The following is a 13,260-nucleotide window of genomic DNA, read 5'->3' on the forward strand; positions in this document are numbered from 1 at the left end:
TGAAGCCAACCCCCCAAGTTCTTAACGCTCCCGGACTGAGGTGGCACTTTTGCTTGCGAACTGGTTGACACTCTTGCTTCGGTATACGAGACCTGTTGATTACTTTGGATGGCTGATTCAAAATCATCCAGCCTGTGCTGGTGCGGGAACTTCGTGCCGCTACAGGCCATATCAACGTGCCGGCGTTGCCAGCCAGTCTTTTGAACGGGAACCTTCGCATGTCTGCCTTCCACCTCGCTAAGCGGCGCACGCTCAAGCTCGCCGCCACGTCCCTGGTATTACCTGCCATCGCCGCCTGCGGTGGCAGCGCTGAAGCCGCGGTGCCGGCGGACGTTGAGGCCGCGATTGCGCGCTTTGCTGCGTTGGCCCCGGATACGGCTAGCTGCCTGGTGCGCGCCGAACCGGCCGGAAGCGGCGCCAATGCGTGGTCGGCCGGCTATCATCCGGACCGGCAGCTGTTCGTCGGCAGTGCCGTCAAGACCTTCATCCTGGCGCAGTTCCTGCGCGACGCCGAAGCCGGCCGCGACGGACTGAGTGAGAGCCTCGCCTGCGACGTTAGCGATACGTTCCGCTCTCCCGGCAGTCCGGTGTTCGTGGGCCTGACAGGCAAGACACCGTACCGCAATGCGCTCGAAGCCATGATCGCGCACAGCGACAACACCGGTACCGATATCGCGCTCGCGGCCGTCGGCCCTGATCGTGTGCGCACGCTGATCGCCGAAGCGGGCCTGGCACAGACTCGTATTCCGGATTCGACCCGCAAGCTGTTTTCCTACCTGGCCGGGGCTGAATCCGGCGTCGACCTCGGCTGGGACGGTATGGTCAGGATAGACAACGGCGAGGATCTAGGCCTGAAGTCCCGCACCGATGTCATCAACGACAAGCAGGCGATGCTGAGCACCGCGACCGAGATGGTGAACTGGTACCGGCAGTCGCTGGCGGGCAAGTACTTCACGCAGCCGGCAACGCTGACTGAATACAGGCGCATCCAGGCCATGGCCGATGCTGTGTGGATGGCTGTCCCGGCCGGTGTGCAGGGCTTCGGCAAAGGCGGCAGCATTGACTGGGAAAATTTCCATTGCCTGTGCTTCGCCGGGCAGATGCTGGTGGCCGCAGTGCCGGTGACATTCTGCCTCACGCTGAACTGGAACGGCGGCCAGCTGAGCACCGAACGCACCGGCGAGTTCATTCGCGCGGCGGCTGACGTGCTAGGGGAAGCGGCAAAGGCCGCCAGGGTTTGACGGGCCGGCCTGCATGTCATGAAGCCGTTCGCGGTGGGACCCAGCGGCTTCGGTACGTAACCCGAAAGCCAAAGAAAACACTTACGTCGGCTTGCTGACCGCCATGCAAGGCGAGGTGGGCGTCGCGGTCGGGGCCGACGGCTGCGTGTCGACGATTTCCTCGGGGCGCCAACGGCGCCGTCGCAATGCCAAATCGGTCTTTCAGGGTCAGGTCAGCGGGCCGTGTGCAACCTTTCCCGGCCCGCCTCGGCCGGTATCGCCGCGACGGCGTTCTTGACCGTCTCCCAGGCTCAGATTGCGGCTGATGTGCGCCTGGCTGGGGGCGCGCCTGCGGCGCGCGAGGGCGAGCGGGTTGCCGGCCAGGTAGCCCGCCTCGGTCAGCCCAACGAACAGAGCGTTCAGGATCACCGTCGCCTGGCGCACGCTGCCTACGTCCGTTGGGCAGGCTGGCTCCGCCCTTGTACCGTAAGTCTGGCCAAACCCCGGTAGACCGGGTTACCGTTCCAGTGCGGTTCGGCGTCTATGAGCGAAAGCGCGGGCAAATGGCGCAGAATCGCCCGGAATACGATCTCTGCCTCCATCAGTGTCAGCGCGGCGCCGATGCAGACATGTGGGCCATGCCCGAACGAAAGGTGGGAGCCGTCGCGTCGAGTGATGTCCAACTCGTCAGGGTTGCGGAAGCGCGCCGGGTCACGATTGGCGGCGCCGATCAGGGCAACGACCAGATCGCCGCGTCGCAGCTGCCGCCCGTGCAGCATCATGTCTATGGCAACCCGACGTCCTGTGTACTGGACCGGGCTCTCGTAGCGCAGCAACTCGCGCAGGGCATTGGGCAGCAGTTCCGGGGTCTGCTGCAGGCGCTGCCATTGCTCGGGATGGCTCAGCAGTGCATGAAGTCCGTTGCCGAGCAGATTGCGCGTCGTTTCATGACCGGCAAACAGCAGCATCGCGCATTGCGCAAGTAATTCGGCACCAGCCTCGATTTTGCCTTCGGCCTCGGCGTACAGCAGATGCCCGATCAGGTCCCGCTGTTGTGGCTGCGAGAGATCCGTGTCCTGTGCCTTGCGCCGTGCCAGCATCGATTCAAATGCTGCCGCCATTTTGAGCAAGCTGACCTGGGCGCGTCGTTTCAGCGCAGCGTTCGGATCCGGTGCGCCGATGAAGGCGGCCAGGTCTTCGGACCAGGCAAGGAAGTCCGGCTGGTTCTCGGCGTCCATGCCGAGCAGCCTCGCAATGACCATCGCCGGCAGCGGCCTGGCGACCGATTCCATGAAATCGAACGCCTCCAACTCTGCCAGCCGCTCTACCAGCCCGGCGGTCATTTGCTCGATGGTGCCGGCGAAAGCGCGTAGGGCAGCCGGACGGAAGCCGGCATTGAGCACCTGTCGCAGCCTCGTATGATCGGGCGCGTCCAGGAACAGCATGGCCCGGCTGAACAAGCGCTGGAAGGGGCAAAGCTCCTGGCGCTCGCCTTCGCTGCCACGCATCACCCAGCCTCCCGTGCGCCGCGCCGAATACCGGGGGTCGCGCAGCACGGCTTCTACGTCTTCGTGCCGGGTCAGTAGCCAGGCACCACCGAAAAACTCTTCACTCCAATGAATAGGGCCAAGCGCGCGCAGCGCGTGGTAGGTCGGGTAGGGGTCACGCAGGAAGGCGCTGTCGACCAGGCGGTCGCAGGTGCTCAACGCTCCGGCCATCGATGCCTGGCTATTGGACCGGTGTAGAGACCTCGAGGTGAGAGTGGTGGTCTGCTTGGTAGCAGTCGTGCTATCGGCAATGCTGGTCATCGTGGGATCTTGTCTTGGCAGCCAAACACTGTCGGGTTTCGGTCTGGCTCAGTTCGGAAGCGCTGGCAATGAGGCGAGAGATTTTTCATGCCTCTCCCCGCCGGGCCATGATGGCGGACAGGCTGTCCAGGAAGCGTGTCACGTCGGCTGCGGTATGCGACGCCGACAGTGTGATGCGCAGGCGCGACGTCCCATTGGGCACGGTGGGCGGGCGGATCGCGGTAACGCGGATGCCGTCGTTCTCAAGTGCTTGAGACAGCGACAGCGCGGCCTCGTTGTCGCCGACGATCAGGGGCTGGATGGGTGTACTGCTGTCGGCGAGTTGCCAGCCGGCATGCGGATGCCGGACCTGAAGGGTTTGAAGGCCGTTGCGCAACTGCCCGATCAATTGCACCAAATGGCAGCGGCGCTCGCGTCCTTCATGGCCTGCGATCAGCGCCAGGCTGCTCAGGAGCGCATGGACGATGGCCGGCGGCGCAGCCGCGCTGTGGAGGTAAGGACGGGCCTCGTCGGCCAGATGCTCCACAATCGTCCGGTGCGCAGCGACAAACGCTCCCGCCACGCCCGCTGCCTTGCCCAGCGTGCCGACATAGATCAGGCGCTCGGAGGTCAGCCCCAGGTGCTCCAGGGCACCGCGGCCTCGCTCCCCCAGCACGCCAAAGCCGTGGGCATCGTCCACCACGATCCAGGCGTCATGGTGCTCGGCCAACGCCAGCATTTCGGCGAGCGGAGCCATGTCGCCATCCATGCTGAACACGCTGTCGGTCACGATCAGCTTTAGCGGGCTGTTGCAGGCAGCAAGCTGCCTGGCGAGGGCGGTGATGTCGCAGTGTGGGTACCTTTTCATCGTAGCGCGAGCCAGCAGTGCGCCATCGATCAACGAGGCATGGATGAGCTTGTCGCAAAATAGGGTGGCGTCGGCCGTTCCCAGCGCGCTCAGCACCGCCAGGTTGGCCATGTATCCGGTGCAGAAGTAGAGCGCCTGCACTTTGGGAATATTTGGCGTGAACCACCGGGCCAGCTCGGTTTCCAGTTGGTGGTGGGCGAGCGAAGGCGCATTGACGAGGGAGGAAGCGCCGCTACCCGCGCCGTAGCGCTGGGCCCCCTCCGCGAAAGCCGCGATCACCGCCGGGTGGCTTGCCAGCCCGAGGTAGTCGTTGCTGCAAAAGCCCAGCAGAGGACGTGCTTCACCGTCTTTGACGCTAACCGTCTGGTGAGGTGCGCAACCGGTGTGCGCGGTGCGGCGGTTGCGCGTCAATGCACCTGCGGCGCGCTCGGTCGCGGCCTGGTTCAGTTGGTCAATTAGCAATTCCCGAACTCCTGCGCTACGCGGTTAGCACAGCCAGCACGTCGCGTGCATTTCAGCATGCTGGCACTCGGGCCCCAAGTGGATGCATTTCCCACGTCAACTCCTGTTTCGATCATCCTCGGCTCGGTCGCCTCATGGGAAGGCCAGCACTGTATGAATAGGAGTGTGGATGTTAGTGAGGCCTTCTCATGTCCGGCAAGTTAGTGCTCAGGGGGCAAATAGGCGGCAGAATGCGGACAAAAGCGCGACAAAGCGAGAAAATTGATGATGAATGCGGTAATTTGGCTTCACCCAGCACCGCAGAATTTCTTGGGCCGTGGCTCCGGAGTCGCTTCAAATCGAGCTGTAGTTGCCAAACTGCTTGCCCCGCCGTGCCATACACGCTTAATTAAATGCAATTAATCGCCAGAGCCATAAGCCAACAACCTTGGGCGTTAGCAATGGGGCCGCGGCCAGTGGAATGCTCGCCAGTGCCCTCCGGTCCTGCCGGCAGGCGACTATCAACAGACCCGAATATAGTTTCACGAACATGAAATGTGTGCCAAGAACGTGAGCATCAGATGACCGATGTTCGCGATGCTTTACTGAAGATGAGGGACGGCCCCTCGAAGTCGGCTTGCAGGAGGCGCTCCTGTGTTGCCTCGTGTCGCGCATCCTCTTCGCTGTGCAGGCACCGCGGGTGGTCGCGATCGCGGCATGACAAAATTGTCCCGCACATAGTCTAGGTCGACCTGCTGGTCGGTCATGTGTGAACCGGCGGTGTGGCGCAGCCCGTTTCCCATGCAGCCAGTCACGCGTGCGCCGCTCTCGCTGTTAGGCTTTCAGCTTCTGCTTTTTGCCGAACCCCGGTCGGGGCCGGCCGCTCGACCGGCTGTAACTGGCCGGGGAACCTTCGCCTGGTATGCCATCGTCGGCATTTTCCGACCCTCGGCTATTCGGCTTGGGCAGGTCGAATGGCTGCACTGCCGACATTTCGGTCAGACGACGCGTATCGCGAGCCATGAGGCAGCAGGCCAAAAAGAGTAGCGTTCACGATGCTTGAGAGACACTTGCAGAACTGAACTATAATTTCCATGATGGCAGGATGGCTTGCTGCCTTTGTCTGGGCGGCGAATTGCGGAAAGGATCATGGAACTGGCGAAACCGGCAAAAACGCGTGGCGAGCACCATGCAGGTGATAAGAGGTTTGCATCGATCGAGCGTTATTCCTCGGTTGCGCGCACTGTGGAAATCCTATCGGATGCCTGGGGCTTCCTGGTTTTGCGGGAGTGCTTCTTCGGCGTTCGCAGGTTCGAGCAGTTTCAGTCGCTGCTCCAGGTCCCTCGCACTACGCTCGTGCAGCGCCTTACGAAGCTTACTGAATTGGATATCCTGAGAAAGGTACCGGTCGGTGGACGGCATGAGTACCGCTTTACGGACAAGGGCCGTGACCTGTATCCGACCATGCTTGCGCTGCTTGCGTTCGGAGACAAATGGCTCGCTGGCGGAGAGCCGCCGCCGCTGCAACTCATACACAGGACCTGCGGGTCCGCATGCTCTCCACGCATTGCGTGTTCCCACTGTAATCAGGACATCGAAGCCAAGCGTGTACGTTACCGCGATGGCCCTGGCGCTGGCAGCGAAGTACGCGCGGAAGCCCGGAAGCGTTCGCGGCGGGCCTCGGATCCTGGCGTCTTGGAGCGTGTGCGCCCGTGCTCCGTTGCCCGCACGTTGCAGATCATCGGTGACAGATGGTCTTTCCTAGTGATTCGTGAATTTTTCTACGGCGTCCGGCGCTTTGACGAATTTCAGTCTCGCCTGGGGATCGCCACGAATATCCTCGCGGACAGGCTCCAACGCCTGACTGAAGAGGGCATCGCGACCAAGCGCCAATACCAGGAGCGTCCTGCCCGATTCGAGTACGTTATGACCGAGATGGGGCTCGACCTCTACGGGTCCATGCTGGTGATGATGCATTGGGGGGACAAATGGCTATCTGGGGGTAAGCCTCCGCTGACCCTGCGCCATGGCAACTGCGACCATGATTTCCACGCGAAGGTGGTCTGCGACCAGTGTGGCGAAGAACTGGATCCTCGCGACACATCCTATACGCTGCGCTATCAACTGGAGACCGCTGTCCCCGCTGCTGCGTAACACCGGCACCCCTGCCGGACTTGTCCGCTCAGAAGAGCGCGCGACCACTAATCGCCCGCATTCGACTTCCCGGCCCCGAAGAACCAATCCACTTCGTGGGCAGCGAGACGATTCGATCTCCAATCCCCCTGTGCGACGGCTCCTCGTCACCCTTCACCCCGGCCTTGAGTCTAGGGCAAATGTTACTTGCATAACTGGATGTAAATGACTACGCTACGCCAACAGATAGGCCCGTATAGGTATCTGCGAGAGGTTAGTTACTTGCATTGAGGGATTTCAGAAGAGGGGACAACAGTGATTAAAAGTGCTTTTAGAGGCGCTATCGTGCCATTGTGCGTCTGCGCGTTAAGCGGCAATGCGTTGGGCCAAGCCAAGCTGTCAGACGACGTCGTGCGGATCGGTGTGTTGACGGACATGTCGGGCCAGTTCTCGCACGAATCTGGAGACGGTTCGGTGAGCGCGGTAAAGATGGCGGTGCAGGATTTCGGGGGGAAAGTGCTTGGAAAGCCTATCGAAGTCGTCGTTGCCGATCACCAGAACAAGCCCGACGTGGCTGCTACGCGCGCGCGTGAATGGTTTGATACGCGTGGCGTCGACATGGTTGCGAACCTGATCAATTCCGCCGTCGCCTTGTCTGTTGTGAGTGTCGCGAAGGAGAAGAACCGAATCGCAATCATAAATGGCTCAGGATCGTCCCGCCTTACCGGTGATGCGTGCACGCCAAACAGCATCCACTATGCATATGACACCTATGCGCTGGCAACAGGTACGGCAAAGGCCTTGATTGGCCAGAAGCTCGACTCCTGGTATTTCCTCACCGCGGACTATGCCTTCGGTCATTCGCTCGAGGCCGATGCGGTGCAGGTCGTCAAAGCCGATGGCGGCAACGTTGTCGGTGCCATTCGTTACCCCGTCGACGCTAGCGATCATTCGTCATTTCTGCTTCAGGCGCAGGCTTCCAAGGCAAAGGTTGTCGCGCTGGCGGGGTCGGGCAAGGGCTTTGTCAATGCGATGAAGGCGGCATCGGAGTTTGGCCTGACGCAAGGCAAGCAGACGATTGCCGGGCTGCTGGTATGGGACACGGACGTGCACGCGCTTGGCCTGAAACAAGCGCAGGGACTTGTCCTGACCACCGCGTTCTATTGGGATTACAACGAGGCAACGCGTGCCTGGTCGAAGCGCTTTTACGACAAAATGAAGCGCATGCCGCATATGGGCGACGCCGGGGACTATTCCTCGACCATGCACTATCTCAAGGCAGTGCAGGCAGCGGGTACTGACCAGGCAAGCGCTGTCATGGCGAAAATGAGGGATACGCCCATCAACGACTTCTTTGCGACGAATGGCCGCATTCGTGCGGATGGGCGCATGGTTCATGACATGTATGTCTACCAGGTCAAGAGGCCCGGTGAGTCCAAGTACGCATGGGACTACCTGAGCTTGCTGAAGACCATTCCCGCCGACCAAGCCTTTCGACCGCTTGCTGAAAGCAAGTGCCCGCTGGTTCGGAAGTAACGACTCCCTAGCTGTCCGATCAAGAGCGGCGCAATTGCCGCTCCCGACCCATACGCTGATTGCTTATGTGCAATCGGGCGGGGACTCCAGTCACCCATTTTTCGTCAATTCATGATGTCCTCATCCATCCTGGTGGTGCGAAACCTGAGCAGAACCTTCAAGCGCTCCACCGCTGTCGACAATGTCAGCTTCGAGCAACGCGGTTCGATCCATGCGCTGATCGGCCCCAATGGCACAGGAATAACCACATGTTTCAATCTGCTGACGAAGTTCCTCGATCCCAGGGCGGGAAGCATTGTCTTCGATGGCGTCGATATCACGCAGGTCGCGCCGGCCAGGGTTGCCCGGCGCGACCTGATACGGTCCCTACAAATATCCGCGGTGTTTCCGCATCTCACCGTGCTGAAGAACGTCCGGGTCGCACTGCAACTCCGTCTAGCCACGGCATTTCACTTCTGGCGCTCGGATCGCTCACTCAAGATGCTCGGTACCCCCTATGCGTGGGCGGTCCTACGTCCATGAAGTGAGGCGGGACAGACCCGGCACCAACTTCAGAATTCAGTAGTAATGCAAGTGCACCTTCGGTCATGACTCAGCCTGCAGGCGACAAAATTTCTTGCATACCGACTCGAATAGTCTAATAATGCAAGTTACAAAAGCATCTGACTCGCACCTTAATCCCACCATGAAGAACTTCGAATTTCACAACACCCGGTCAGTGGTCGTTGAATGTGGCGGCGCAGCAAAGCTGCATGAGCGCGTTGCAGCGCTGGGCTGCAGAAGCGTGCTGATCGTTACCGACCCGGGCCTGCTTGCTGCCGGGATGCTTCAGAAGACCTTGGATGGATTCGCGAAACACGGACTGCGTGCGACGGTGTTCTCGGATGTGCAGGCCGATCCGCCGGAGGCCGTGATCCTGGCGGCCGTGGCCGCTGCGCAAGCTTGCTCGGCGGAATGCGTGGTGGGCTTTGGCGGGGGTAGCTCGATGGATGCCGCGAAGCTTGCTGCCTTGCTGGGTTGCAGCGGCGAGGCGATCGAGGAGGTTTACGGCATCAACCAGGCGAAAGGCCCGCGCCTTCCGCTGATTCTGGTACCGACGACTGCCGGGACCGGCTCGGAGGTCACACCGATCTCGATCGTGACCACCGGTGTCGGCGAGAAGAAAGGGGTGGTTTCACCGCTACTGCTTCCGGATATCGCGTTGCTTGACGCTGAACTGACGCTGGGTCTTCCATCGCATGTCACCGCGGCAACCGGTATCGACGCCATGGTCCATGCGGTAGAGGCGTACACAAGCAAGCGGCTGAAGAATCCAATCTCGGACTGTCTCGCGCGAGAAGCGCTTCGACTGCTCTCAGGATCTATCAGCCGGGCGTGTGCCGAGGGGACTAACCTGCAGGCGCGTGAAAACATGCTGATCGGCGCTAGTCTGGCGGGAATGGCCTTCGCAAACGCGCCGGTGGCCGCGGTGCATGCACTCGCGTATCCGATCGGGGCACGGTTCCACGTGCCTCACGGCCTCTCGAATTCACTCGTTCTTGCGCCGGTAGTCCGATTCAACTTGCCGAATGCGGCTAGCTTGTACGCGGAACTGGCATCTGTCGTCGTACCTGGCGCGACGGGCGGGGAGCAGGGGAAGGCGCTCACCCTCGCCAAGTACCTCGGCGACCTGGCTGGGGATCTGGGACTACCTACACGCTTGCGCGATGTGGGGATCGCCGCCTCGGATGTGGCGCTGCTTGCGGACGACGCGATGAAACAAACACGACTGCTTATCAACAATCCGCGTGAAGTCAGTTTTGACGATGCGGTCTCCCTGTATCAGGAGGCGCTGTGAGCGAGAAGCCCGCACCTACTGGCCGTGAATCGTACCGGCACTTCTGCGCAATGCCTACGCGTTGGGGTGACAACGATTCGTACGGGCATGTCAATAACGTCGTGTACTACGCGTTCTTTGACAGCGCGGTAAATCGGCATCTTATTGAGCATGGTGTCCTCGATATCGCCAAGAGCGAGACCGTTGGCCTGGTCGTTGAGACGCGCTGCACCTTTTTCTCGTCGATGGGGTTTCCCGACATGGTCAATGTCGGCCTCAAGGTCGCGCACCTGGGAAAGAGCAGTGTCCGCTATGAGATCGCTCTCTTTCGGAACGATGAGAAGGAATGCTCGGCGTTCGGGCAGTTTATCCATGTCTACGTCGACCGCGCCACGAACCGGCCGGCTCCGATACCAGAGGCGGTCCGTGCGGTGCTTCAGTCATTGGCGGATTGATTGCGAAAGAACAGGCAACCCTAGGAGGGACAACAGATGGAAATGGTTGGCGAGGCTCGCCTAACAGCGTCGCGCGAGTTGGTATGGGAGGCGCTCAACGATCCGGATGTGCTGCAGGCGAGTATTCCTGGGTGCGAATCGCTCGAGCGGACTGCGGACAATGAGTTTACAGCGACAGTGGTGTCAAAGGTCGGGCCGATCAAGGCGCGGTTTGCCGGCAAGGTCACTCTGTCAAACATGGTGCCGCCCAGGAGCTATACCTTGACCGGTGAAGGCTCCGGCGGAGCGGCAGGGTTCGCCAAGGCTGATATCGAGGTATCCCTTGATGCGCTGGAGCCTACCGTGACAATGTTGCGGTATGGCGTCAAAGCCAATGTGGGCGGGAAGCTCGCCCAGCTCGGCTCGCGCATGATCGACGCTGCGGCACGCAAGTCGGCAGATGACTTCTTCGAACTGTTCGGCAAGCAGGTCAATGATCGCGCGGAGAAGGCTGCGCCCGTGTCCAATGGAGCGACGTTCGATCTCAGCGCACTAGCGCTCACCGCGCCGAAGGAGACGGTGGAGACCGCCCACGCTGGCGCGAGCCACCCGCTGGGGTCGGGCAGCGCTACCGAAAAGGCCGAGCCTGCCAGACAGGCAGCGGCAGAACCGGTGCACGGAGTCCACACGGATACGCCCCCTGCGCCGCCACAGACAGCGCCAAGTCCCACTACGCAGCAGGCCGAAGTCATGGACGTGCTGATGTCCGAAAAGATCAAGGTCTGGATCTCGGACGAGATCGCCGTGGTTACGCTGAACCGGCCCGCCAGCCGCAACGCGATGACCTATGCGATGTGGCTGGCGATTCCCGCGATCCTGGCTGCCCTGGACCGGAATCCGGATGTAAGAGCGGTATTGCTGACGGGAGCAGATAAAGATTTCTGTGCTGGAGCCGACATCGCTGAGTTCGAGAAAGTGCGCGCGGATGCCGCGCAGGCAACGGCCTACGAGGTTGCCGTGGATGCATGCTGCGATGCGATCACCAGGCTGTCTAAGCCGACGATCGCAGTGCTCCGCGGGTATTGCCTGGGAGGTGGGGCCCATCTCGCAATGTCCTGCGACTTTCGCTTTTCCGCTGCGGATGCCGTGTTCGGGATCCCGGCAGCCAAGCTGTCAATCATCTATGGGGTCAAGGGCACACGCAAGCTGCTTTCGCTCGTTGGGGTCTCAGAGGCGAAGACGATCCTGTACGGCGCTCAGCGCTTCGACGCTGCCAAGGCCCTGAGCATTGGCTTTGTCGACAGGGTTGCTGGATTGGCGAATCAACAAGCGGCCCTTTCCATCTGGGAAAGACTGCTGGGTGCCAAGGCACGGCCGGTCCAGGGCGGTGACCCGATGGCCGAGGCCAGGGCATTTGCCGCGTCGCTGGCCGGAAATGCACCGCTGAGCATCGCTGGTGCCAAGTACCTGCTCAACGGCATGGTTACGGGCACCGGAGGACTCGATCTTGGGCGGGCCGAGGCATTGATTGCAGCGGCCGCCGCCAGTGATGACTACCGTGAAGGCCGTGAGGCATTTGCGGCGCGGCGCGAGCCGAAGTTCCAGGGCCGCTGACGAGAACTGAGATGAAACCTGCTCCCTTCGACTATTGCGCGCCGGACTCCATAGACGAGGCAGTTGAACTGCTCGCCGCCCACGGCGGCGACGCCAAGATCATGGCCGGCGGGCAGAGCCTGACCCCGATGCTCAATTTCCGGGTGGTGCGCCCGAGCCTGATCGTGGATATCAGCAGGCTGATCGAGCTCGACTATGTGCGGGCGCGCGCGGATGGCGGCCTGACCATCGGGGCGTTGACCCGCCATCGGGAGTTGGAGACCTCGGCGCTGGTCGCGAGCAGGTTTCCGATCGTCCCAGAGACGATGGTGCATGTGGCGCACCTAGCGATACGCAATCGCGGAACGATTGGCGGCAGCCTGTCGCATGCCGATCCGGCGGCGGAACTCCCAATGCTCACCCGATTGCTGGACGCGCAGATCGTCGCGCGATCCGTGCGGGGCGAACGAACGATCGCTTCCAATGACTTCTTCCTGGCACCGCTAACCAGCGTACTCGAGGAAGACGAAATGGTGATACGCGTCGAGTTACCGGGCCTGTCTCCTGGCATGGGCTGGTGCTTTCAAGAGTTCGCCCGCCGCGCCGGGGATTTCGCACTCGCCGCTGTGGGCATTCTGCTGGACGTGCGCAACGGCACGATTCATGAAGCCCGCGTGGCAATGATGGGGGTCGGCGACACACCTTTGCGGCGGTCCGAGGCTGAGGCAGTGCTGGCGGGGAAGTCCTTGTCTGATCAGGTCATCGCCGAGGCCGTGCGCGCCGCTTGCGCAACGCTCGAGCCCAGCGTCGACTTGCATGCATCCCCGGAATTCCGCCGGCATCTTGCCGGTGTACTCATGGAACGCGTGCTGCGCAAGGCGTGGCAGCGTGCAGTTGGAGTGAAAGCATGAGCGAATCGAACATTCCCCTCAAGCCGGTCTGGATGGTGGTCAACGGCGAAGTCTGCGAGCGTCAGGTCGAGCCACGGCTGCTGCTATCCGACTTCCTGCGGCACAACTTGGGTCTGACGGGCACGCATGTAGGCTGCGAGCACGGCGTGTGTGGGGCCTGCACCGTGATCGTCGACGGCGACAGCGTGCGCTCCTGCCTGATGCTGGCGGTGCGGGCAAACGGGTGCGACGTGCGCACGGTGGAGTGCATGGGCAGTGTCGATGCCTTGAGCCCATTGCAGGAAGCCTTCCGGGAACACCATGGCCTGCAGTGTGGGTTCTGCACGCCTGGAATGCTGGCCACCTGTGCCGATGCGCTTGGAAAGTACCCCCTCGAATCGGACGAGGAGATCCGTGATGTCCTCTCCGGCAACCTCTGTCGCTGTACCGGCTACCAGGGGATTGTTGACGCAGTACGGGTGTGCGTTGCTGCCCGCAATGCACTGCGCGATGCGGCAGCAGATACCAATCAGGAAACGTGA

11 protein-coding genes and 2 pseudogenes are annotated in these 13,260 nt (G+C 61.5%); 9 read left to right on the forward strand and 4 right to left on the reverse strand.

Translation table 11 applies throughout. From position 1 onward, the window contains the following. The first annotated feature begins 134 nt into the window (after positions 1–134). Entirely contained in the window at positions 135–1,241 is a 1,107-nt protein-coding gene (locus AC10V3_RS35590) for a serine hydrolase (RefSeq protein WP_490924490.1), read from the forward strand. A 207-nt stretch (positions 1,242–1,448) separates the two neighbouring features. Here the strand turns inward: AC10V3_RS35590 and AC10V3_RS35595 are convergent, their stop codons facing one another. The 4 genes and pseudogenes from AC10V3_RS35595 to AC10V3_RS35610 all read right to left on the reverse strand — a co-directional run. Further along, a complete protein-coding gene (locus AC10V3_RS35595; RefSeq protein WP_349606513.1) occupies positions 1,449–1,664 on the reverse strand; it encodes a hypothetical protein in 216 nt (71 codons plus the stop codon). A 5-nt stretch (positions 1,665–1,669) separates the two neighbouring features. Then, positions 1,670–2,938 carry a cytochrome P450 gene (locus AC10V3_RS35600; RefSeq protein WP_349606578.1) on the reverse strand — a complete coding sequence of 423 codons (1,269 nt, stop codon included), beginning with the start codon at positions 2,936–2,938 and terminating at the stop codon, positions 1,670–1,672. A gap of 175 nt (positions 2,939–3,113) precedes the next feature. Next, a complete protein-coding gene (bioF, locus tag AC10V3_RS35605) occupies positions 3,114–4,337 on the reverse strand; it encodes an 8-amino-7-oxononanoate synthase (protein ID WP_454754034.1) in 1,224 nt (407 codons plus the stop codon). Positions 4,338–4,893: 556 nt separating this feature from the next. Further along, positions 4,894–5,107 (reverse strand): annotated as a pseudogene (locus AC10V3_RS35610) (hypothetical protein); the annotation flags it as partial. Positions 5,108–5,465: 358 nt separating this feature from the next. On the opposite strand from AC10V3_RS35610, the gene AC10V3_RS35615 reads away from it, so the two are divergent. The 8 genes and pseudogenes from AC10V3_RS35615 (at position 5,466) to AC10V3_RS35650 (ending at position 13,260) form a co-directional block, all read left to right on the forward strand. Then, positions 5,466–6,470 (forward strand): winged helix-turn-helix transcriptional regulator, encoded by a 1,005-nt coding sequence (locus tag AC10V3_RS35615; protein WP_349606509.1) that lies wholly within the window; start codon positions 5,466–5,468, stop codon positions 6,468–6,470. Positions 6,471–6,800: 330 nt separating this feature from the next. After that, positions 6,801–7,985, forward strand: coding sequence for an ABC transporter substrate-binding protein (locus AC10V3_RS35620; RefSeq protein WP_349606576.1), 1,185 nt, complete (start codon positions 6,801–6,803; stop codon positions 7,983–7,985). A 111-nt stretch (positions 7,986–8,096) separates the two neighbouring features. After that, positions 8,097–8,471 (forward strand): annotated as a pseudogene (locus AC10V3_RS35625) (ATP-binding cassette domain-containing protein); the annotation flags it as partial. Positions 8,472–8,670: 199 nt separating this feature from the next. Further along, entirely contained in the window at positions 8,671–9,822 is a 1,152-nt protein-coding gene (locus AC10V3_RS35630; protein ID WP_349606507.1) for an iron-containing alcohol dehydrogenase, read from the forward strand. Beyond that, positions 9,819–10,256 (forward strand): acyl-CoA thioesterase, encoded by a 438-nt coding sequence (locus AC10V3_RS35635; protein WP_490924491.1) that lies wholly within the window; start codon positions 9,819–9,821, stop codon positions 10,254–10,256. Before AC10V3_RS35630 ends, AC10V3_RS35635 begins: the two co-directional genes overlap by 4 nt. A gap of 36 nt (positions 10,257–10,292) precedes the next feature. Continuing rightward, entirely contained in the window at positions 10,293–11,849 is a 1,557-nt protein-coding gene (locus AC10V3_RS35640) for an enoyl-CoA hydratase-related protein (protein WP_349606505.1), read from the forward strand. 11 nt (positions 11,850–11,860) lie between these two features. Continuing rightward, positions 11,861–12,739 carry an FAD binding domain-containing protein gene (locus tag AC10V3_RS35645; protein WP_454754032.1) on the forward strand — a complete coding sequence of 293 codons (879 nt, stop codon included), beginning with the start codon at positions 11,861–11,863 and terminating at the stop codon, positions 12,737–12,739. Continuing rightward, positions 12,736–13,260 (forward strand): (2Fe-2S)-binding protein, encoded by a 525-nt coding sequence (locus AC10V3_RS35650; RefSeq protein ID WP_349606501.1) that lies wholly within the window; start codon positions 12,736–12,738, stop codon positions 13,258–13,260. Before AC10V3_RS35645 ends, AC10V3_RS35650 begins: the two co-directional genes overlap by 4 nt.

The sequence above is a fragment of the Cupriavidus sp. PB-02 genome (genome assembly GCF_058252315.1).